Source organism: Psychromonas algicola, assembly GCF_004378355.1.
Taxonomy (GTDB): domain Bacteria; phylum Pseudomonadota; class Gammaproteobacteria; order Enterobacterales; family Psychromonadaceae; genus Psychromonas.
Map to the genome: position 1 here is coordinate 1 of NZ_SNUB01000033.1, position 20,770 is coordinate 20,770.

The 20,770-nt window shown below is 37.7% G+C and carries 19 protein-coding genes; 6 read left to right on the plus strand and 13 right to left on the minus strand.

What is annotated here, in order from left to right; all coding sequences use genetic code 11:
• Positions 1 to 210: 210 nt before the first annotated feature.
• From E2R67_RS13870 to rpoE, 4 genes are read right to left on the minus strand one after another with little or no spacing between them, the layout of a single operon-like run.
• The gene (locus tag E2R67_RS13870; RefSeq protein WP_134291554.1) at positions 211 to 648 is read right to left on the minus strand and encodes a SoxR reducing system RseC family protein; all 438 of its coding nucleotides are present in this window, start codon (positions 646 to 648) and stop codon (positions 211 to 213) included.
• Positions 648 to 1,658 carry a MucB/RseB C-terminal domain-containing protein gene (locus E2R67_RS13875; RefSeq protein ID WP_134291555.1) on the minus strand — a complete coding sequence of 337 codons (1,011 nt, stop codon included), beginning with the start codon at positions 1,656 to 1,658 and terminating at the stop codon, positions 648 to 650. Before E2R67_RS13875 ends, E2R67_RS13870 begins: the two co-directional genes overlap by 1 nt.
• Before the next feature lie 8 nt (positions 1,659 to 1,666).
• On the minus strand, positions 1,667 to 2,197 hold the full coding sequence (locus tag E2R67_RS13880) for a sigma-E factor negative regulatory protein (RefSeq protein ID WP_134291556.1): 531 nt from the start codon (positions 2,195 to 2,197) through the stop codon (positions 1,667 to 1,669).
• Between the two features lie 12 nt (positions 2,198 to 2,209).
• The gene (gene rpoE / locus E2R67_RS13885) at positions 2,210 to 2,788 is read right to left on the minus strand and encodes an RNA polymerase sigma factor RpoE (RefSeq protein WP_134291557.1); all 579 of its coding nucleotides are present in this window, start codon (positions 2,786 to 2,788) and stop codon (positions 2,210 to 2,212) included.
• A 166-nt stretch (positions 2,789 to 2,954) separates the two neighbouring features.
• Here rpoE and nadB point away from each other — a divergent pair, with 166 nt between their 5' ends.
• Positions 2,955 to 4,583, plus strand: a complete 1,629-nt coding sequence (gene nadB / locus E2R67_RS13890; RefSeq protein ID WP_134291558.1) for an L-aspartate oxidase — start codon at positions 2,955 to 2,957, stop codon at positions 4,581 to 4,583.
• On the opposite strand, the gene E2R67_RS13895 is transcribed toward nadB, so the two are convergent.
• Together E2R67_RS13895 and E2R67_RS13900 are read right to left on the minus strand one after the other, a co-directional pair.
• The gene (locus E2R67_RS13895) at positions 4,580 to 5,017 is read right to left on the minus strand and encodes a protein YgfX (protein ID WP_134291559.1); all 438 of its coding nucleotides are present in this window, start codon (positions 5,015 to 5,017) and stop codon (positions 4,580 to 4,582) included. The two genes, nadB and E2R67_RS13895, sit on opposite strands and share 4 nt — an antisense overlap.
• Positions 5,004 to 5,255, minus strand: coding sequence for an FAD assembly factor SdhE (locus E2R67_RS13900; RefSeq protein WP_134291560.1), 252 nt, complete (start codon positions 5,253 to 5,255; stop codon positions 5,004 to 5,006). The genes E2R67_RS13895 and E2R67_RS13900 overlap by 14 nt, the downstream gene beginning before the upstream one ends.
• A 230-nt stretch (positions 5,256 to 5,485) precedes the next feature.
• On the opposite strand from E2R67_RS13900, the gene ygfZ reads away from it, so the two are divergent.
• Both ygfZ and E2R67_RS13910 read left to right on the plus strand, forming a co-directional pair.
• On the plus strand, positions 5,486 to 6,463 hold the full coding sequence (ygfZ, locus tag E2R67_RS13905) for a tRNA-modifying protein YgfZ (protein WP_134291561.1): 978 nt from the start codon (positions 5,486 to 5,488) through the stop codon (positions 6,461 to 6,463).
• A 157-nt stretch (positions 6,464 to 6,620) separates the two neighbouring features.
• Complete coding sequence (locus tag E2R67_RS13910; RefSeq protein WP_166739395.1) at positions 6,621 to 9,146, plus strand: class I adenylate cyclase; 2,526 nt, start codon at positions 6,621 to 6,623, stop codon at positions 9,144 to 9,146.
• On the opposite strand, the gene metF is transcribed toward E2R67_RS13910, so the two are convergent.
• Positions 9,110 to 10,018, minus strand: coding sequence for a methylenetetrahydrofolate reductase (gene metF / locus E2R67_RS13915; protein WP_134291563.1), 909 nt, complete (start codon positions 10,016 to 10,018; stop codon positions 9,110 to 9,112). The genes E2R67_RS13910 and metF overlap by 37 nt on opposite strands.
• Before the next feature lie 218 nt (positions 10,019 to 10,236).
• On the opposite strand from metF, the gene metJ reads away from it, so the two are divergent.
• A complete protein-coding gene (metJ, locus tag E2R67_RS13920) occupies positions 10,237 to 10,509 on the plus strand; it encodes a met regulon transcriptional regulator MetJ (protein WP_134291564.1) in 273 nt (90 codons plus the stop codon).
• 277 nt (positions 10,510 to 10,786) lie between these two features.
• Here metJ and E2R67_RS13925 read toward each other — a convergent pair whose 3' ends face one another.
• Entirely contained in the window at positions 10,787 to 11,410 is a 624-nt protein-coding gene (locus E2R67_RS13925) for a bifunctional 4-hydroxy-2-oxoglutarate aldolase/2-dehydro-3-deoxy-phosphogluconate aldolase (RefSeq protein WP_134291565.1), read from the minus strand.
• A 23-nt stretch (positions 11,411 to 11,433) separates the two neighbouring features.
• Positions 11,434 to 12,369 carry a 2-dehydro-3-deoxygluconokinase gene (gene kdgK / locus E2R67_RS13930; RefSeq protein ID WP_134291566.1) on the minus strand — a complete coding sequence of 312 codons (936 nt, stop codon included), beginning with the start codon at positions 12,367 to 12,369 and terminating at the stop codon, positions 11,434 to 11,436.
• A 624-nt stretch (positions 12,370 to 12,993) separates the two neighbouring features.
• Between kdgK and E2R67_RS13935 the strand changes: the two genes are divergently transcribed.
• Both E2R67_RS13935 and E2R67_RS13940 read left to right on the plus strand, forming a co-directional pair.
• Complete coding sequence (locus E2R67_RS13935) at positions 12,994 to 15,132, plus strand: heparinase II/III domain-containing protein (RefSeq protein ID WP_134291567.1); 2,139 nt, start codon at positions 12,994 to 12,996, stop codon at positions 15,130 to 15,132.
• A 2-nt stretch (positions 15,133 to 15,134) separates the two neighbouring features.
• Positions 15,135 to 17,285 (plus strand): heparinase II/III domain-containing protein, encoded by a 2,151-nt coding sequence (locus E2R67_RS13940; protein ID WP_134291568.1) that lies wholly within the window; start codon positions 15,135 to 15,137, stop codon positions 17,283 to 17,285.
• 238 nt (positions 17,286 to 17,523) lie between these two features.
• On the opposite strand, the gene E2R67_RS13945 is transcribed toward E2R67_RS13940, so the two are convergent.
• The 4 genes from E2R67_RS13945 to coaBC form a co-directional block, all read right to left on the minus strand.
• Positions 17,524 to 18,336 carry a mechanosensitive ion channel domain-containing protein gene (locus E2R67_RS13945; RefSeq protein ID WP_208379539.1) on the minus strand — a complete coding sequence of 271 codons (813 nt, stop codon included), beginning with the start codon at positions 18,334 to 18,336 and terminating at the stop codon, positions 17,524 to 17,526.
• An 86-nt stretch (positions 18,337 to 18,422) separates the two neighbouring features.
• Positions 18,423 to 19,025, minus strand: coding sequence for a nucleoid occlusion factor SlmA (gene slmA, locus E2R67_RS13950; protein WP_134291570.1), 603 nt, complete (start codon positions 19,023 to 19,025; stop codon positions 18,423 to 18,425).
• Between the two features lie 23 nt (positions 19,026 to 19,048).
• Complete coding sequence (dut, locus tag E2R67_RS13955) at positions 19,049 to 19,504, minus strand: dUTP diphosphatase (protein WP_134291571.1); 456 nt, start codon at positions 19,502 to 19,504, stop codon at positions 19,049 to 19,051.
• A gap of 5 nt (positions 19,505 to 19,509) precedes the next feature.
• Complete coding sequence (gene coaBC, locus E2R67_RS13960; RefSeq protein ID WP_134291572.1) at positions 19,510 to 20,739, minus strand: bifunctional phosphopantothenoylcysteine decarboxylase/phosphopantothenate--cysteine ligase CoaBC; 1,230 nt, start codon at positions 20,737 to 20,739, stop codon at positions 19,510 to 19,512.
• Between the last annotated feature and the right edge of the window lie 31 nt (positions 20,740 to 20,770).

Genomic DNA, 20,770 nt, shown 5'->3' on the forward strand with positions numbered 1-20,770 from the left:
GCTAGGCGGCGTATACTACGCGCCTTTCGAATAATGTCAAAGCTTTTTAGCTTTCTTTTTATTCTCAGAATCGAGTTAACTTAACGTTGTTCCCGTTTCCGTGGATGCGCATTATAGGGATTGAGTTTTCATTGGCAAGCGTTTTATTGTGATTAATTTCCGTTTGCTTAATTAACAAACAAATTGTTTAAAATAACACTTATATGGTGGTTATTTTGTACTGATTAATCCGCTTAGTGTGTTGATTGGATATAGCTTTGAAGAAACTTTTTTGGCTGTGAGCACGCCAATTGCTAAAGAAAATAGTGAAATAAAGATAATTACTGGTTCGCTATTCACAAATGAATAACCTAATATTGTTCCAATAACAAATGTGAGTAGCGGGATAACATAGACAATTAAGGAACTTTTAACGATATCTTTATTTTCAATAAATAGATCTATCGCCTCATTAACGATCATTCCTTCTTTATATGGCAGCGATAAATGATGCGCTTTATCGCTTAAGCTCTTTGCAACAACTCCAACACCACAATTATCATTACTACTACAAGACTTGCAGGCAGATTTTGAAATACATTCAACAATTGCGGTTTTTTCACCATCAATTATTTTAATATCAATAATTCGCCCACTTTCTTTAAGCATTATTTAGCCACTCTAATTGAAGAAGCAACACGCTCTGCTGCTGCAATAGGTATTTCACCAATAATATTTACTTCCAGTTTCTCTTGATGCTTTGTATATAACAACGTGCCGCCCTGTTGGATAATACTTTGTTGATCTGAAGAAGATGATTGAGTGCTTGATATATAAATAGACACAGACACTATTCCGTCACTTATCATAATGTAAGAAACAGGTTCAATATCATGCATCATTAATTTATGTTGATCGTTTTTAACTATTTTGAAGCCTTCAGGGATCCAATGTAATTGCCATTTAGCTGCTTCTTCAACATCCATTTTAGCGAGATGCAAGACTTCAGGAATTCTCTTCTCACTGAGCTGTGCAATCCATGGATTAATCGTATCTGTCACTTTAAGTGAAATAGCCATGGTTTGATCAATAATTAAATTCGCTTTACTAATGGTATCCAAGCGTAATGGTAAGTAACTATTAAGATCTAACCATACAATATAACTGTAACGAAACTCATCTTTACTTGCCATTCTAATGGCAATTGCTTTTTTACCAGCGATTCTACCTTTACCTAGAATGATATATTCGTAATTTTGGGTGCCATTTTCAAAGTCAAAACTAGTGATATTGGAAAATACACTTTGATCACGCCTGCTTGCAAGACTGTAAGCTTGATTGCCTTGTTCGTAAAAACTAATTTTTCCATCAAATTGCAACGATTCTCGCATCGAGCCATTTAGATAACAAAAATAAGCAATACGCTTTCCATCAATAACACCATGTATTAGCTGTTTAGGCTCTATTTTACTCCCACCTGTATTAACATAAAGCAATTCAAAATTAAGCTCTTTATAGGCTTGCTTCATATTTTCCAGATAAGCCAATGCGGTCAAACGAACGTGCTTTTCTGTTTTTTCCACATTGGGTTGGATTATTCCTGTTGTCGCAGTCACTTCTGAAGAGACAAACAACGTTGAAATAGAAAATAACCCAACTAAAAATAACTGATGTTTCATTTTTAACCTTAAGGTTGTATTTGTAACTGCAACTGATGATCTTTTAATAACGCTTCTAAACGTTCATTTTGCTCTTTAATTTCATCTTTTGTACTTGAAGGAGCAACTTGCAGACTTACTGGAGCCGCTGCACCACCAAATGGAACAGTACTCAATACAGGTGTAACACTTGGATCCGTTACTGAGTTTTGGTTCACCATCAAACTACTAACCACAACAACACCTGCAACAGAGGCTGCAATTGCGTATTGGCCAAATCGTTTCATGAATGGAACTACATTATTTGCAGGCTTTACTTTTGAAGCCAAAGGCACAACATTGTCTTTTTGTACTTCATTAGCAATAGCCGCCATAACACTATCCGTGACATCAATACGTAAATCAAAGCCATTGCTTTCATCACGCATTACATCACCCATTAATTGATATCTTGAAAACTGCTGTTGTAACTCAGCATCTTCAAGGATTTCATTAATAACCGTTTCTTCATCAAGCTCATTATCGATAAGTGATGATAGGTCTTGTGCGTATTCTTTCATTGTAAGTTCCAATTAATTTTCCAATAAAGGTTTTAACTGCTTATCAATCGCTTCGCGAGCTCTAAAAATACGAGATCTCACGGTGCCAATTGGGCAACCTTCAATTTGTGCAATTTCGTCGTAACTCATACCTTCAAGTTCACGTAACGTTATCGCAGACTTTAATTCATCTGGTAAGTTATTGATTGTATCTAAAATAACTCGCTTCACTTCCTGAGAATGTAAAATAGCCTCTGGATTATCTTCATCTTTTAAAGCACCACTACCATCATAGCTATCAGCCTCATCAGCATCGATATCGGATGCAGGTGGACGTCGACTTTGACTTGTTAAGTAGTTTTTAGCTGTATTAACCGTTATACGAAATAACCAAGTATAGAATGCGCTATCACCACGAAAGTTGGGTAACGAACGATATACTTTGATAAATACCTCTTGCGACACATCTGGAATATCACCAGTGCTACGCACATAACGAGTTAATATATTAGCCACGCGCGTTTGGTACTTACGTACTAGTAATGAAAATGCTTGCTGCTCACCATTTTGAATACGTTGTATTAACTGTAAATCTAATTCACGCTCATTCATTGAGCTTTTCTACCTATATTTATTGTGAGCTATCTATTCTCACAGTTATGACTTTTATAAAAAAAGAAAGTTCCAAATAAATTCAAAACATGTGTTTTTTTGGATAAACTGCAAAGAACTCGGAATGTTAGTTAACTAATTTAACCCTAATAGAGCATATAATGCCATGGCTGAAAATAAAACAACAACAGAAGATAAAAATACGTGTGATGTCTTAATTGTAGGAGCAGGTGCTGCAGGTTTGTCCTTAGCACTCAAAATTGCAGCTAATACCAAAGTAAGAGTATTGAGCAAAGGCAAACTATCTGAAGGTTCAACCTATTATGCACAAGGCGGGGTTGCAGCTGTATTTTCTGATGACGATAGTACTGACTCCCATGTTCAAGATACATTAATTGCGGGCGCAGGCTTGTGTGATGAAGACGCTGTACGCTTCACCGTTGATAACGCTAAAGAAAGTATGCAGTGGTTAATTGATACTGGTGTTGAGTTTGATACCGAAGTTAACGCACAAGAAGAAACGCAATATCATCTAACCCGCGAGGGTGGACATTCCCATCGAAGAATTCTACATGCCGCCGATGCAACAGGCAGAGAAATAGAAGAATCTCTTTTAGAGGCGGTTAAAAAACACCCCAACATCACCTTGATGGAAGGCTTTAATGCCATTGATATTATTACGACACGAAAACTCAACTTACCAGGTAATCGTGTTTTAGGTGCTTACGTTTGGAATCGTAACGAAGAAAAAGTAGAAACCATCAAGGCCCACTTTGTTACGCTTGCAACCGGTGGTGCTAGTAAAGTTTATCAATATACAAGTAACCCTGATGTTTCGAGTGGTGATGGTGTTGCATTAGCATGGCGCAGTGGTTGTCGTGTTGCAAATATGGAATTCAATCAATTTCATCCAACATGCTTATATCATGCGGATGCAAAAAACTTTTTACTAACCGAAGCATTGCGCGGAGAAGGTGCATTATTATTGCGCCCTGACGGTACGCGTTTTATGCCAGATTTTGATGAGCGTGGAGAATTAGCCCCTCGCGATATTGTTGCCCGTGCTATCGATTATGAAATGAAACGCTTAGGTGTCGATTGCATGTATCTAGATATTAGCCACCAGCCTAAAGAATTTATAATTAAACATTTCCCAACTATCTATCAACGCTGCTTAGCGCTAGGTCTTGATATCGCCAAAGAGCCAATGCCAATCGTTCCGGCAGCCCATTACACTTGTGGTGGAGTGATGATTGATCATCACGGACAAACAGACATTGATGGTTTATATGCCATTGGCGAAGTTACTTATACAGGCTTACATGGTGCGAACCGATTAGCCTCTAATTCGCTTTTAGAATGTATTGTTTATGCCCATGCTTCTGCAAAGGATATTGCTCATCGTATTTCATCTCACAAACAGCGTAAGTTTCCAAACATACCTGATTGGGATGAAAGCAAAGTTGAAAACTCAGATGAACAGGTTGTTATTCAACATAACTGGCATGAATTACGTCTATTTATGTGGGATTATGTTGGCATTGTACGCACAGACAAACGCTTACAAAGGGCGTTGAGCCGTGTTGAATTATTGCAGCATGAAATTACCGAATATTATAGTAACTTTAAAGTGAGCAATAATTTACTTGAATTAAGAAACTTGGTGCAAGTTGCTGAGTTAATTATAAAAAGTGCAATATCAAGAAAAGAAAGTCGCGGCTTACATTACAACTTAGACTATCCAAATCAAGCCGAAACAACTCAGCCAACTATTTTAGATCCCAATAGAAGCTAAGCCCAACGCGCACTGACAATAAGGCGAGCAATTAAACGATAATATTGCTCGTCAACACTATCATTAAATACGAAAAACCATTTTTTTGATTGATTGTGTGCTCCCCCACCATGAATCAATAATGGATCATGCTCTTCAACACATAGAAATATCACCCAAGCGTTATAAAATGATCTCGCGCTAATTTTCCCTGTCAATGGAGTTGGTTTTTCTACTTCAATAAAACCGTTATCTGAAAGCAAAAACTGGAAAGGTTTGAATTGTAAAGAAGAGAAAAAATAGATAAAACAAACGCTATAAGCAATTAAAAACAGGGCACTAAACCAGCCAACACCCCATAACAATATTAATAAAATAGCAGTAATAGTAAAAACCATTACTACTAATATTTTAGCAAGCCATGACGCTTTACTTGTAATACTATACTTTGACACGCTTGAGGATAATCTCAATCATTTCAGCAAGATCTGGATCTGGGCAAGCTTCATGCCCCATAAACCAAGCAAATAATTCAGGATCTTCTAATGTTAATAAACGTTGAAATACTAATTTATGTTTATCATTAAGATCACTATAAGCCTCTTTTGCAAAAGGCATAAATAAGACATCAAGCTCTAACATACCGCGACGACAAGCCCATAATAACCGCGGAAGAGATACGTCTTTTGGCATGATTGATATTTCCTTTTTAATGAATAAAAAATTTGAGGTAATTGCATAAAGTGCACAACATCATAACAACAACATTTTATTAACAGCAACTACTGACAAAATAGGTTGTGAGCTATAACATTATATATTCGTTAATATACCTAGATTCACTCAAGGTGCACCTACTCTAAGCAGAAAGTTCAAGGTCTAACGGGTATAATAAACAAATTCGTCCAATAATGAGGTCAAACATGCTAACACTTAGCCAACTTGAGAATATCAGTCAATTACCAGACTTAGTTCTTTGCCCACTAGATAACTGGGATTTAATCAGTATAACAGGTGAAGACCGTGTTACCTTTTTACAAGGGCAGTTAACTTGTGATGTTGAAAAATTAGAAGTTGGAGAGCAAACTTTAGCAGCACATTGCAACCCACAAGGTAAGGTCTGGAGTCTTTGTAGAGTTATCGCCTTACAAGATCGCATTTTATTTACTCAACCAAGTTCAGTTTCTGATGTACAACTACCTGAATTAAGAAAATATGCCGCTTTTTCTAAAGTCACGATAGAAAAAGAAACTGAGTATCAATTTTTTGGTTTAGCAGGGAGTAAATCAACAGAATACATCACCACTGAAATTGACTCATCAGCAACTGCTAAAACAAGCCAATTACTTAGCGATTGCACATTGGTTATCAAACAGCCCTACCCTTCGTTACGTTACTTAATTCTTATGAAGAATGAAGCGGCAACTGCGCAATTGACAAAACTACAGGATAAAGCTGAAAAGTTTGATGATAGCCTTTGGAATGCAATGAACATTGCTTCAGGCGTTGGCTTTGTTGAAGCAGAAACGTCAGGGCAATTTATTCCTCAAATGCTTAACCTACAGGCATTAAATGGTATTAGTTTCACAAAAGGTTGCTATATAGGACAAGAAACCATTGCTCGCGCAAAATACCGTGGTGCCAATAAACGCGCATTGTTTATCTTAACGGGTCGCGCTGTGGATTGTCCAAAAGCAGGACAAACTGTTGAAGTGCTATTAAACAATAATTGGAAGCGAGCAGGCACAGTGATTTCTGGCAGCCAATATGGTGATGGGCATATTGAAATACTCGCTGTGCTAGCAAAAGACACCAATACAGAGGATGTTTTTCAAATAAAAGAAATCAATGATTCAACCCTTTATTACGCACCATTACCGTATCAAATAGTTGAAAACTAAATTGTTTCTAATTCTCCCTGTCATATCAGGGAGAATGCTATCTTCACCCCCTCGCTTGAATTGAACACTTTATTTACCAATAACCATAAGTAATGTTATAATCATCACACTTTTTTGGAGTGAGTTGCCAATAACTCCTGTATGAATGGAACCCAGATTGAATCAAGAAATCATCCAATTACGCGACAAAGCAGACAAGTTCACTCGTCTACGCCTAAAATCCGCAATTGCGTTGATGAAAGAAGATGAAGCTGACGTCTTTCGAATATTTCCCCTATTATTACACTTCAATGATCCTTCTTTACCAGGCTATATCCAAGGTGATGTGCCAAAAGGTATTTGGCAGTTTGAACCAACTGAAGAGCATCAATTATTAAGCCAAAAGCTATTTTCAAATAAACTCCCTGAAAATGACCAACTCGATTCTGAAATCATTGGTTTATACGCAATGGGGAGCACCTCTTCAATTGGACAATGTTCTGAAAGTGATTTAGATATTTGGATTTGTTATTCACACAAGCTTGATCCAGAGCGCATAGAGTTACTTGATAAAAAATCATGGGAAATTACATTCTGGGCAGAAAGCTTAGGCGTTGAATTAAACTTCTTTCTCATTCCTGATAACAAATTTCGCATTAAAAACAAATCAGCATTAAGTAATGACGCTTGTGGTACTTCTCAACACATGTTGCTATTGGATGAATTTTACCGCTCTTCTTTAAGGGTGGCGGGCAAATGTATTTTATGGCGTCAAATTCCACACCAGCATGAATATCATTACGATGAATATGTAAAAGAGCTCAGTGAAACTGGCGGCATTAATCCTGATGATTGGTTAGATTTAGGTGGGTTGGCTTGCGTTCCTGCGGAAGAATTATTTGGTGCAACGCTATGGCAACTTTATAAAGGCATAGATCATCCTTATAAAGCCACATTAAAAACAATTTTAATGGAAGCCTACTCTTGGGAATATCCTAATACTGAGCTTATTTCCACCTCATACAAAAAAAGCTTTCAAGAACAAGATTTTTACGACGAGCATCTAGATAGCTACTGTCTTATGCTTAGCAAAGTAAGTGATTATTTAATTAGCACTAACGATTTACAACGATTAGAACTAGTACGCGTTTGTTTTTACTTTAAAACCGAAGAGATGATGTCGAAATCTTCGAACGATGAAAATACAGCTTGGCGCCGTACTATTTTAGATAAATTAATTAAGCAATGGGGTTGGACAGACAATCAGATTGCTGACTTAGATAATCGTAATAACTGGAAAATTCGAGAAGTACAGCAAGCCAATGGTTTATTGCTCGATGCGTTAATGCTGAGTTACCGCAACCTTATCAAGTTTGCACGTAATAATAATATTAGTGAATCTATCAGCGCAGAAGATATCGGGATATTATCTCGCAAATTGTATGCAGCCCATGAAACACTGCCCGGTAAAGTAGATATTATTAATCCTAATATTTCTCCGAATTTAGCTGAGAAAAACCTAAGTTTCATTCAAATTCCTGAAAGTAAAAACAATAAAATTGGTTGGTATTTATTTAACAGTACATTAGACACCTTTGAACTAGCAACCACGCCTTCCATCGCTTACTCTCCTTACTTATCCAAATTGATAGCATGGAGTTACATGAATGGTTTATATGAAGAAGATACCAAGCTTCATTTATATAACCAAGGCTCTGATTTAGTTGATAAAAACTTAAACCAATTCGCTAAAGATTTATATGCTGTGTTCCCAATTTATGTGCCTAAAGCAAGCGATAAAGCATTAAGCGCACCTTGTGCAATCAAACACCTTTCTATTTTCTTAAATGTAGAAAAAGACCCAACAAGGCACTGGCAAGACACTGAAGAAAGTGAATTAAATCAGATTGATAATGTAATGGCTTACGGTGAACATAAAGAAAGCTTGATAGGAAGTATCGACTTTATTTATCGCAACTCATGGAATGAAGTAAGAACGCTGCACTTTAATAGTGAGTTTTCAGTCGTTGAGGCGCTGAATACAATCCTTTCCAAAATGCATCAGGATGCGTCACCACCAGAGCAAATCGATCTATTTTGTTATAGTCGCCATTTTAGTGAACAGATCTGCCAATCCTTTGGTAGCAAACTCAGTGAGTTTATTAAATTGCGTTTACAAACAGAGCATACCAATTCAGTGCAAACTTTATGGACTGGCGGTAGAAAATTTGGTTTTTATTTTGAGCGTAAAGGCGTGTCATTGCAGCATTTAGAAAGTGCCGTTGACATCTACAGCCATATTTCACGCAAAAAGCTATCAGCAAGCTCGATTAACTTAAAAACAACGCATTTCGATCAAACGGGTAATGTCATTGAATCCCATATCAGTGAAGGTTTAATTCAATTCTTCTTTGAAAATTATAATGGTGGTTTTAATGTTTATATCGCCAATGCTGAGAATGATGTAGAAACATTTTTAAACTTTGCAGGATCAAAAGATGATTTTGTACAAAATGTAAATCGCTTCTACGCATCAAATAGCCAAGTATCGAGTTCAGCGGATGACCAAATTAATTTTAATCTGCCTCAATTCTACGATATCACGCTTAATGAAGATAAAACGCTGTCGTTAAATCCTTTTAAAAGCAGCAATAACAAAACCTCTGATCAAGAAGCATTATCTGCTCTTAATCCTAGTGAATGACAAACCGCATAGCTTAAATCACTTCTATTTAAAGTATAAAAGTGAAAGTCTTTCACACCTTCAATAGTTAACGCCTTAACCATTTCCATGGATTGATTTGCACCGATTAATAAACGTGTTGCCTCATCATTTTCAGTACCTTGATAAAGTTTATGCATCCAATCAGGAACATGCACATTGGTCATTCCAGCAAACTTAACTAACGTTTTGTAGTTAGAAACAGGTAAAATACCAGCGACAATTTCACCTTCAATGCCTTGCTTCACACATTTATCACGGAACCTTAAATAAGTTTCAGCATCGAAGAAAAATTGTGTGATTGCCCTATTGGCACCCGCATCAAACTTTGCTTTTAAAACATCTAAATCAAACTGTGCTGAACTCGCTTCAGGGTGTTTTTCTGGATAAGCAGCAACGGAAATATCAAAATCAGCTTCTTCTTTTAATAATTTAACCAGATCCGTTGAATACATATGCGGTCTAGCTCCTCCTTCGGGAATATCACCACGTAACGCAACAATACTGCGAATATCATTGTTCCAATATTCTTTCGCTATTTCACGCAACTCTTCTTTGCTTGCATCGATACAAGTTAAATGAGGCGCAGCGACTAAACCTGTCTTCGTTTTAATATCTTTAATGATTTCATAGGTTGTATCACGCGTTCCCGAGTTCGCACCGTAAGTCACAGAAACAAATTTGGGCTTTAATGTTTTTAAACGCTCAATAGAATCCCATAGGGTATTTTCCATTTTTTTAGAAGCTGGCGGAAAGAACTCAAAAGAAACATCAATAGGATGCTTAATATCTCCTATATTTTGGTTTAATTGCGATAAGTGCTTTGCAGTAAAATAGTCTGCTTCTGTATTCATTCTTGCCTCTTCTTATTTAGCCATCTAAACGTCTTTACGGTTGCAATGTAAAGTTTATATTAATTATTGTCAACCAATTAAATTCAACATGAAACTTTCTAATGTTAACTTGATAAATATCGAATTAGGTTGCTAGACTTCTAGGTCTCTTTACGCTCAAATTGCTATGTCGAAAATCTCAAGGTAAAATGAAACATATTTTTTAAAAGGTTATTACTATGTCAAAAGAGTGGAATGGCGAATATATTAGCCCTTATGCTGAGCACGGAAAAAAAAGTGAGCAAGTTAAAAAGGTAACGGTTTCAATACCAACTAAAGTATTAAAAATACTAACGGATGAGCGTACACGACGCCAAGTGAATAACCTCCGCCATGCAACTAACAGTGAATTGCTATGTGAAGCTTTCTTACATGCTTATACGGGTCAACCTTTGCCTGAAGATGAAGAGCTAGATAAGAACCAAGCGGTTAACGATTCAGAAAAGGTTTAATACACTATCGCTTGAGATCTCTCTTTAATCGATAAGCACCTTCATTTTTCAATAGACATAAAAAAACCTCGATTATGACTAATCGAGGTTTTTTATTATAAATAATACCAATCATAGTAAGTAACTGATCTATTTTACTTGTTAAAATAACTTATTTTTTCGTTGTAAACTTCGTAAAGGGAACAACCATTTACATCAATTTACGCCTCAAACTAAGCTATTTTTCCAGCGTAAAATTTAGATCAGTTATTTAATACAATTGGTATAACTTAAATTATTATTTTAAAGCGGCAACAGCTTCTTTAACTAATTCAGCAATTTTGTCCCATTCACGATTATCAACTAAGTTCGCTGGAACCATCCAAGTACCGCCACAAGCTAATACTGCGTCAATATCTAAGTAGTTGTTGATATTAGCTGGTGAAACACCACCTGTAGGCATGATGTTTACAGGGTAAACAGCAGTTAATGATTTCAACATTGAAACACCGCCAGAAGGTTCAGCAGGGAAGAATTTAACTGTATCTAATCCCATTTCCATTGCTTGCTCAACTAAAGATGGGCTGTTTACACCTGGAATAATTGGCATGTTACGTTGTTGACAGTATTTAACCGTAGTTGGGTTAAAACCAGGGCTAACAACAAAATCAACACCCGCATCAATTGCAGCATCAACCGTTGCACTGTTTAATACAGTACCTGCACCAATTAACATATCAGGAAATGCTTCGCGCATATTTTTGATTGCTTGTGCAGCAGCTGGAGTACGGAATGTAATTTCAGCACATGGCATGCCGTTTTCAACTAGTACTTTACCTAGTGGCACTGCATCTGCAGCATCTTTAATTGCAATTACAGGAATTACTTTAAGTTCTTTTAGTTTATCGTTTAATGTTGTCATTTTACTTTCCTAAGTATTAATTATTAATCTACAAATGGGGCAATGTATTTCATATCAATAATTGCGCCTTTATGTTGTATCACTGTACTTGCTACTTGATGTGCTTTTTCAGCAGAAGCAACAGTCGTTTCACCCAGTGTACGTCTTGATAAGTAACCAGCAGCAAAAGAATCACCAGCAGCCGTTGTATCAATAACATCCTTAGGTGCAATTTTTTGTGCAGCAACACTAATTGAATCATCAGCAGTGATGATTAAGCATTCGCCGCCACCTTGTTTAATAACAATCTCTTCAACGCCTAATGCACGAGTACGTTCAATACACTCTTCAACTTTTGTATCGCCGAATAAAGCTTGTTCGTCATCAAAAGTTAATAGGCCGGTATGTGTAACAGCTAAGATGCGTTTAAAACCTTCAGCCGCTTCTTCTGCAGAGTTCCATAGTTTAGGACGGTAATTATTATCGAAGTAAACTTTACCACCCGCCGCTTTATAGCGAGCAAGTAGATCATAGAGTTTTTCACGGCTAGCTGGCGGTAAAATCGCTAAGCTAATACCAGATAAGTAAATTACATCTTGTTTTAATAATGATTCGATTAACTCATCACTTGCAGTTTCAAGCCAGAATTTTGCAGCTGCAGCATCACGCCAGTAAAGGAAACTACGCTCACCTGTATCATCCGTTTCAACCATGTATAAACCAGGCTGTCTCGTTTCAGAGCGTTGCACAAATTGAGTATCAATTCCTTCTGCATTCCAAGCATCAACCATTTCTTGGCTAATTTGGTCTTGTCCTAATGCAGTTACATAACTAACATTAACGTCTTTACCTGCTGTTAAACGTGATAAATATACGGCTGTATTTAGTGTGTCTCCACCAAAAGATCTGCGTAAAACACCATTAACTTCCTGTAACTCAATCATACACTCGCCGATTAAAGCGATATTTAGATTACCCATTTGTAGCCTCTATTTACTCTATTTTCTATACATAATTTATTATATCGGCATTTAAACCAATATAGTTAGAAGGTGTTTAATACAAAGTTCCTGCATTAATTCACATGGTAATTCAGCTGTAACAGCTGCAGGTTTCTGCTTGCTTGAACGAACAAGATACCAGAAAGGATTTCCATTGAGCTACATAGCATTGATATAGCTTGTTAGTTGGAATTCAATAAGTATATCAAAACCAATCTCATATATTAAGCTGCCCAAAGCTGAACATCATTTGTATTACACGGGATGATACAGCGAATAGATTCGGGAACCAATTGTTGGATCAATGTTAACTGCATTATTAAATCAATTTATTGATCTTATGATGCAAAATTGTACCTTACGCACCTTTATTTGTAATACAAAAAGCCATTGGGAATGATCTGGATCACAAAATAACATCAAACAAGCTGTAAAAATGATTCTCGATATTATCGAAGTTAATATCGTTAGGCACAGATAAGAAAACAACTTCAAAAAAAGAGGGACACTGTACTCAAAGAATAAAAAATTAAGATGATTTTTAACCTCATTTGTATTACTTTACAGCCCTATTTTATATTCACTTTAAGCAACGAGGTCACTATGCCAGCTAATATCAACGCCGTTCTCATGGATCCACAAGAAATCGATGCAATCCAACAAGAATTAGGCAAAGACAGCTTAATGGGGTTGAGTCTAGCAGCACTAATCAGTGACACTGATAGCTACATCGAACAACCTATCGATGTACCGGGTCATAGCCCAGCAGGCGGTTATGCTCATAACAAACATCAGCAAAATTATAAGTATATTGATCAAGCCGGTCGTTTATTCTTAATCACAGGTGACGAGAAGTACGCTCAATACGCTGCAGACTTACTAACTCAATACGCTGACAAATATCTAGTACTAGGCTTCCAAGAACAACGCAATACCAACCCTCCGGGTCGTTTATTCCACCAAATGCTTAACGAACATGTTTGGTTACTTTATGCGAGCCTTGGTTACAGCTGTATTAGTCACTGGTTATCTGAAGCGCAACGCCAGCATATTGTTGGTAAGTTATTTGAACCAATGTTAGAAGTCGCGACGGTAAAATATCACTTCGATTTTGATCGCATTCATAACCACGGCGTTTGGGCTGTTGCAGCAACGGCAGCTTGTGGCGCAGCAATTGGCCAAGAGAAATACATCGACTTAGCACTTCACGGTTTGGCTGGTGATGATATACAAGGCGGTTTCCTTGCGCAGCTAAGCAACTTATTTGCACCATCAGGTTATTACATTGAAGGTCCTTATTACCATCGTTATGCAATTCGTCCATTATGTATATTGGCTGAACTAACACAACGTTTCCGTCCTGAATTAGATATCTTCAACTTTAAAGGACAAGTGATTGCTAAAACAATCCAATCACTATTATCAACAGCGTATCCAAACGGTGTGTTCCCTTCTTTAAATGATGCTTCTAAAAGCATGAATATTAAAGATGAAGGTGTTGTAATTGCAGTTAGTCTATACGCAAAACATTACCCTGAAGATACCAACCTATTTGGCATTGCAAAAATCCAAGAGCAAATTTGGGTTAGCGGTTGTGGGGTTGCACTATCTCAAGCTTATGAAGCACAAGTATCCGTTGAACTTCCTTGTCTACCAAGCGTAGAGCTAAATGAAGGTCCAGACGGCGATAAAGGCGCTCAAGGCTTTATCCGTATGCAAAATGAGCAAGGTGATATCAGCCAATTGGTGATGAACTACGGCCAACACGGCATGGGCCATGGTCACTTTGATACACTAGGTATGACTTACTTCAATAACAATCAAGAAGTATTACGCGATTACGGTTTTGGTCGTTGGGTGAACGTCGAGCCAAAATTTGGTGGTCGTTACCTTGATGAAAACAAATCTTACTCACGTCAAACGATTGCACATAACTTAGTTTCTGTTGATGCTGGTTGTCAAAATAACTTTGATGTTGAGACCGCTGACAACAAACACGGCACACCACATTTCTTTATCGGTAACGGTAAAACACAAGCAATGAGTGCGTATGCTTACGACTTTTATCCGGGTGTTGACCAACAGCGTTCACTAGTTTTAGTTGAACATGAGCAATTAGCTAAACCATTGCTCATTGATTTATTCCGTTTAATCAGTGAAGAAGCACATCAATACGATTATTCTTTACAGTATCAAGGTCAAATTATTCGCACTAATGTTGAACATAAACAACATTCAACATTAAATCCAATGGGCGATGATTTTGGTTACCAACATTTGTGGAATGAAAGTGAAGGGCCTGCAGCAAAAGACACAAGTTTAGTAAGCTGGTTACAAGGTAGCAGCTACTACACATGGTTAAGTGCTTCATCAGCGGATGATACAGTGTTCTTTACACGTACTGGCGCTAACGATCCTTCGTTTAACCTGCGTAGTGAAACAAGCTTAATTTTACGTCGCCAAGCTAAGAATGCCCTATTCGCTAATGTTATCGAAACACATGGTTACTTTAACGAATCAGTAGAAGCAAGTTTAGATGCTCGCGGCAAAGTACATTCAATCAATATCGTTGGCTTTAACGATGAGGCTACGGTTGTAGAAGTCATTGCAGACGATTTTGCATTAACAGTAATGGTTAATAATAAACCAGATGCAACAGAACAAAGCCAAACCTCTATCGAATTTAATAATACAACATACAGCTGGCAAGGATTTGTTGCCGTAGAAACAAAAGGGTCTTAAGAATGAGTTATCAACCACTACTAATGAGCTATGAACAAGCTGCTGAATTACGTCAACACGTAGGAGCAGACTCGCTAATTGGTCACTCAATTGCAGAAGAAATTAAAGCGCTTGAAGCTTATATGCCAATCGGCATTGAAATCCCGGGACACGGCGAAGCTGGCGGCTATGAGCATAACCGTCACAAACAAAATTATATTCATTTAGATCTAGCTGGTCGTTTATATCTTATTACTGGTGAGAAACGTTACCTAGATTACGCAACCACCATGTTAGTGGAATATGCAAAAGTTTATAAGCACCGCGAATTAAACATCAGCCGTGATTCAAATAAACCAGGCCGTTTATTTCACCAAACATTAAACGAAAACATGTGGATGCTATATTCATCGTGCGCTTACTCTTGTATTCGCCATGAACTAACTGAAGAGCAACAACAACTTATTGAAAATGACTTGTTCAAAGTGATGCTTGAAATGTTTGTTGTTACTTATGCAGAAAACTTCGACATCATTCATAACCACGGTTTATGGTCAGTGGCGAGTGCTGGTATCTGTGCTTACGCAATTAATGATCAAGCAACGGTAGACAAAGCATTATACGGCTTAAAAGGCGATAGTGTTTCTGGTGGTTTCATTGCGCAATTAACGCAATTATTTTCGCCTGACGGTTACTACATGGAAGGCCCGTATTACCATCGCTTCTCGTTACGTCCAATCTTCTTATTTGCTGAAGCAATTGAACGTCGTCAACCTGAAGTGGGTATTTACAAACTAAAAAATGAAGTCATTAAAACCACTGCTTACGCTGTAATGTCAACAGCGTTCCCAGATGGAACATTACCAGCACTAAACGATTCATCTCGTACCATGGACATTAAAGACCTTGGTATCTTATTAGCGACTAATATCTGTTTTGATCGTTACGAACAAAACGAAACGTTATTAGCAATGGCTAAACACCAAAACCACGTATGGGTTCATAACACAGGTGCAACGTTATCTAATGCATTAGAAAACAATGCTGAAGTCCCTAACTTTAACTGGGGCAGCTTAAGCCTAACAGACGGTGCCGAAGGCGAATGTGGCGGTGTAACCATTCTACGTCATCGTGATGCTAAGTCAGACGACAGCATGGCACTACTTTGGTACGGCCAACACGGTAGTGATGCAAAACTTCACTCAGCGCTAGATCATGGTCATTTTGATGGTTTACATCTAAGCCTGTTCAACAACAACCAAGAGTTTATTAACGATTACGGTTACGGTCGTTGGGTTAATATTGAGCCTAAATTTGGTGGTCGTTACATTCCAGAAAACAAGAGCTACTGTAAGCAAACCATTGCGCATAACACAGTTGTTATTGACCAAACAAGCCAAAACCAAGGCGTTACTGCGATTGCACAACAACACAACGGTGAGAAGCATTTCACCCTGCTAGGTGACGGTAAACTGCAAGCAATGAGTGCTTTTGCTCGAGATTATTACCAAGGTGTTGATCAACAGCGTACGGTGATCATGCTTGAGTCTGAAGCGTTCGAAAAACCACTTATCGTGGATCTATTCCGCATTATCAGTGAAGAAGAGCACACCTATGATTACCCTGTTCATTACAAAGGGCAAATCATTCGCACTGATTTTGAATACCAAACACACAAAAGCTTAAATACACTAGGTGATGCACATGGTTATCAGCACCTTTGGAACCTTGGACAAGGTAAAGTTGAAGGCTCATCGCTAACAACTTGGTTGATGGGTGATAGTTATTACTCACTTATTAGCAGTGCAAATGCAGATAGTGAAGTTATTTTTGCTCGAACTGGTGCCAATGATCCAGACTTCAACTTACGTAACGAACCACTATTTATGTTACGTCAAAAAGCAGCCAACCATTTATTTGCTAATGTGTACGAAACGCATGGTTACTTTAATGAATCAGTTGAAGCAAGCTTAAATGCACGTGGCCAAGTAGAAACTGTTGAAGTATTGCAAGCAGACGATAAAGCGTCTGTGGTAGCACTTCACTTAGTCACTGGTAAACACATCAAAGTTTGTGTATCTAACCTTGTAGGCGTCGATGCAAGCACAGAAACAAGTGTCAAGATTAATGGTGAAGTGGTTAGCTGGACGGGTCCTGTTGCAGTTATTAATTAAACTTTCTAAATGATGATGGTTAGCTAAATATTAACGATTAATCATAAAACCTCTGCTAGTTAATCACTACCAGAGGTTTTTTATTGTCTAAAGAAACGATCCCCAAGAAGTCCAATCAGTCTCCTTCTACTATTAAGTTCCATTTTGTACATAATATAAACTTGTCTTTAACATTCAAATTTCAGGCATAAAAAAACCAGTCTAGGACTGGTTTTTACTAAGAGTAAGTAATTGAAGCTTACTTATCAGTATGGATATCCATTTGCGGGAATGGAATTTCAATACCTGCTTCATCAAGACCGTTTTTAATCGCTTCCATTAATTCAAAACGAACTGGCCAGTAATCACCACCATTTACCCATGGACGTACAACTAAGTTAACACTTGAGTCAGCTAATTCAGCAACAGCTACTTGCGGTGCTGGCGTTGGTAATACTTTTTCATTAGCTGCTATTACTGCTTCTAATACCGCTTTAGTTTTTGCTAAATCAGCGCTATAACTTACACCAATCATCAAATCAATACGACGTGTCGGTTTGCGTGAATAGTTAACAATGTTGCCACCTAAAATAGATGAGTTTGGCACTACAACATACTTGTTATCAGCAGTCGTTAATGTTGTTGAGAAAATTTGAACTGATTCAACAACACCGGCAGTGCCTGCTGCTTCAATGTATTCGCCCGCTTTAAATGGACGTAAAGCAATAATAAGTACACCAGAAGCAAAGTTAGATAGTGAGCCTTGTAATGCTAAGCCAATTGCTAAGCCCGCGGCACCAATAATGGCAACAAAAGAAGTTGTTTCAACGCCGATTTTGCTTAATGCTGCAATCACTACAAACGCAATAACAACATAACGCACCATGCTTGATATAAAATCAACAATCGTACTGTCTAATTGTTTTTTTGTTAATACTTTACGGAAACCACCAGCAATAACTCGTGCAAGCATCAAACCGATAACTAGCGTTGCGATAGCAAATATAATATTCATGCTATAACTGATAATAAGGTCTTGGTTGTCGCCAACCCAATCCATGCTATCTCCGATAACTGATGCTCCCTCTTCAAAACGTTCTGCCAACGCTTCTGATGTTAATATACTTCCCTGATCTGACATGTGTAACTCCTGCTAAATTAACTCTGTGTTAATTGTTTATGAAAAAATGGCCATTGGCTTTTAAAGTTTTGGGTTGGTTTTTGCTTAAATTGCGAACGTACAAACTGATTCATACGACCTTCAACATAAGCCAATAAAAGATTCGCTAAAATAGCTTCATCCATATCAAATTTTTGACCATCTGATGTTGGACGCTCTCTTAATGTTTGTTTTAGTTGTGTTTCTATTTTAGAAAAAACATGTTCGATACGTAATTGTAAACGCTCATTTTCCCCTAATAAGGCATCGCCACTTAATATGCGTGTAATCCCCGGGTTTTGTTCAGCGAAACCTAATAAGAAATGAATAATATGTTCGATTCTGACAAAAGTATCTTTTTGCTGTTCTTTGATCGTATTAATATGGCTAAAAATAGCCGTCTCAATAAAATCAATTAAACCTTCAAACATACGCGCTTTACTTGGAAAATGACGATATAAAGCGGCTTCAGAGACCCCAACTTCAGCAGCTAATTTAGCCGTTGTAATACGTTGTCCCGGTTTTCCTTCAAGCATAATAGCTAAAGCGCTTAAAATGCTATCCTTCCTATTTATTTTCTTTTTATTATTTTGTACTGCCATTTCAATAACTTCCTTCGTTATTTCTAGTTTTTTCCAGAATGACCGAAGCCACCTTCACCACGTTCTGTTTGTTGAAAGTCTTCAACAACTTCAAAAGAAGCTTGTACCACCGGAAGAAACACTAACTGGGCTAAACGATCACCAGGCTGTAATGTAAATGCTTGCTGGCTTCTATTCCAACAAGAAACCATTAAAGGACCTTGGTAATCGGAATCAATTAGGCCAACTAAATTACCTAATACAATCCCATGTTTATGCCCTAAACCACTTCTAGGCAAAATGGTTGCTGCAAGTGTAGGATCAGCAATGTGAATTGCAACTCCTGTAGCAATTAATTTTGTTTCTCCGGGGGCAATTGTTACTTGATCATCAATACACGCTCTTAAATCTAAACCTGCTGAGCCTATTGTTGCGTACTCGGGTAATGGAAATTCCTTACCAATTCGTGGGTCTAAGATTTTAAGCGCGATTTGTTTCATTAATATTATTTCTTAGTTGTCTTATTAAATTGTTCACTGACAACTTTAAGCAATTGGATAGCGACTTCTTTTTTGCTGCTTAATGGAATATCAAAACGGCTATCTTTAGAGAATACAGTTAATGCATTATTATCACTGTTAAACCCTTGAGTGCTCACTGAGACATCATTGGCTGCAATTAAATCTAGGTTCTTACGTTGCAGCTTACCTAGTGCATAGGCTTCAACATCATTGGTTTCAGCAGCAAAACCAACACAGAACGGACGATCTTTTGCACTAGCAACATCTGCAATAATGTCAGGATTTTTTACTAGGGTTAACGTGATGGTATCGGTATCCGCTTTCTTTTTCATTTTTTCACTATGTACTTCTTCAGTACGATAATCAGCAACAGCTGCACAAGCAATAAAGATATCCGTGGTTGCAAGTGAATCTAATGCCGCTTGATGCATCTCACGCGCACTCTTCACATTCAAACGATTAATATTTGTTGGCAACGTTAAATTAACAGGACCCGCAATAACAGTCACATTAGCTCCCATTGCTAAGGCTGCCTCAGCTAACGAGAATCCCATTTTTCCAGAACTATGATTACTAATATAACGTACAGGGTCGATAGCTTCTTGTGTTGGGCCTGCTGTGATCACTACATTCACGCCAGATAAAGGCTGCTCGGGCACTGCAAAAAATTCACAACAAAGTTCAACTAATTCAGGCACTTCCAATAATCGTCCAGGACCAACATCACCACAAGCTTGAAGGCCTTGAGCGGGTCCCCAAATAGTAAAACCTCTTTCTTTTAATACTTTTAGATTTTCTTGTGTCGCGGCAGACAGGTACATTTGTTGATTCATTGCAGGAGCAAGCACAATAGGTGAAGCTGAAGCAATACATAATGTAGTTAACAACTCATCCGCCATGCCTGCGCGTAAACGCGCAACAGTATTTGCAGTTGCAGGTGCCACTAAAATTAAATCAGCCCATTTAGCTAATTCAATATGCCCCATTCCCGCTTCCGCTTGAGGATCCAACAAACTATCGTAAATTGCATGGCCAGAGACGGCTTGCATCGTTAAAGGAGTAATAAATTCTTTGGCAGACGCAGTCATAACGATTCGAACTTGCGCACCTTGATCAATTAAGCGGCGGGTTAATTCAGCGCTTTTGTATGCAGCAATGCCACCACAAACGCCTAACAATATTTTCTTCCCTTCTAAGGGTAACAATGTACGCATAAGTTTCTCTAAAAAGTCGTTAAAAAAATGT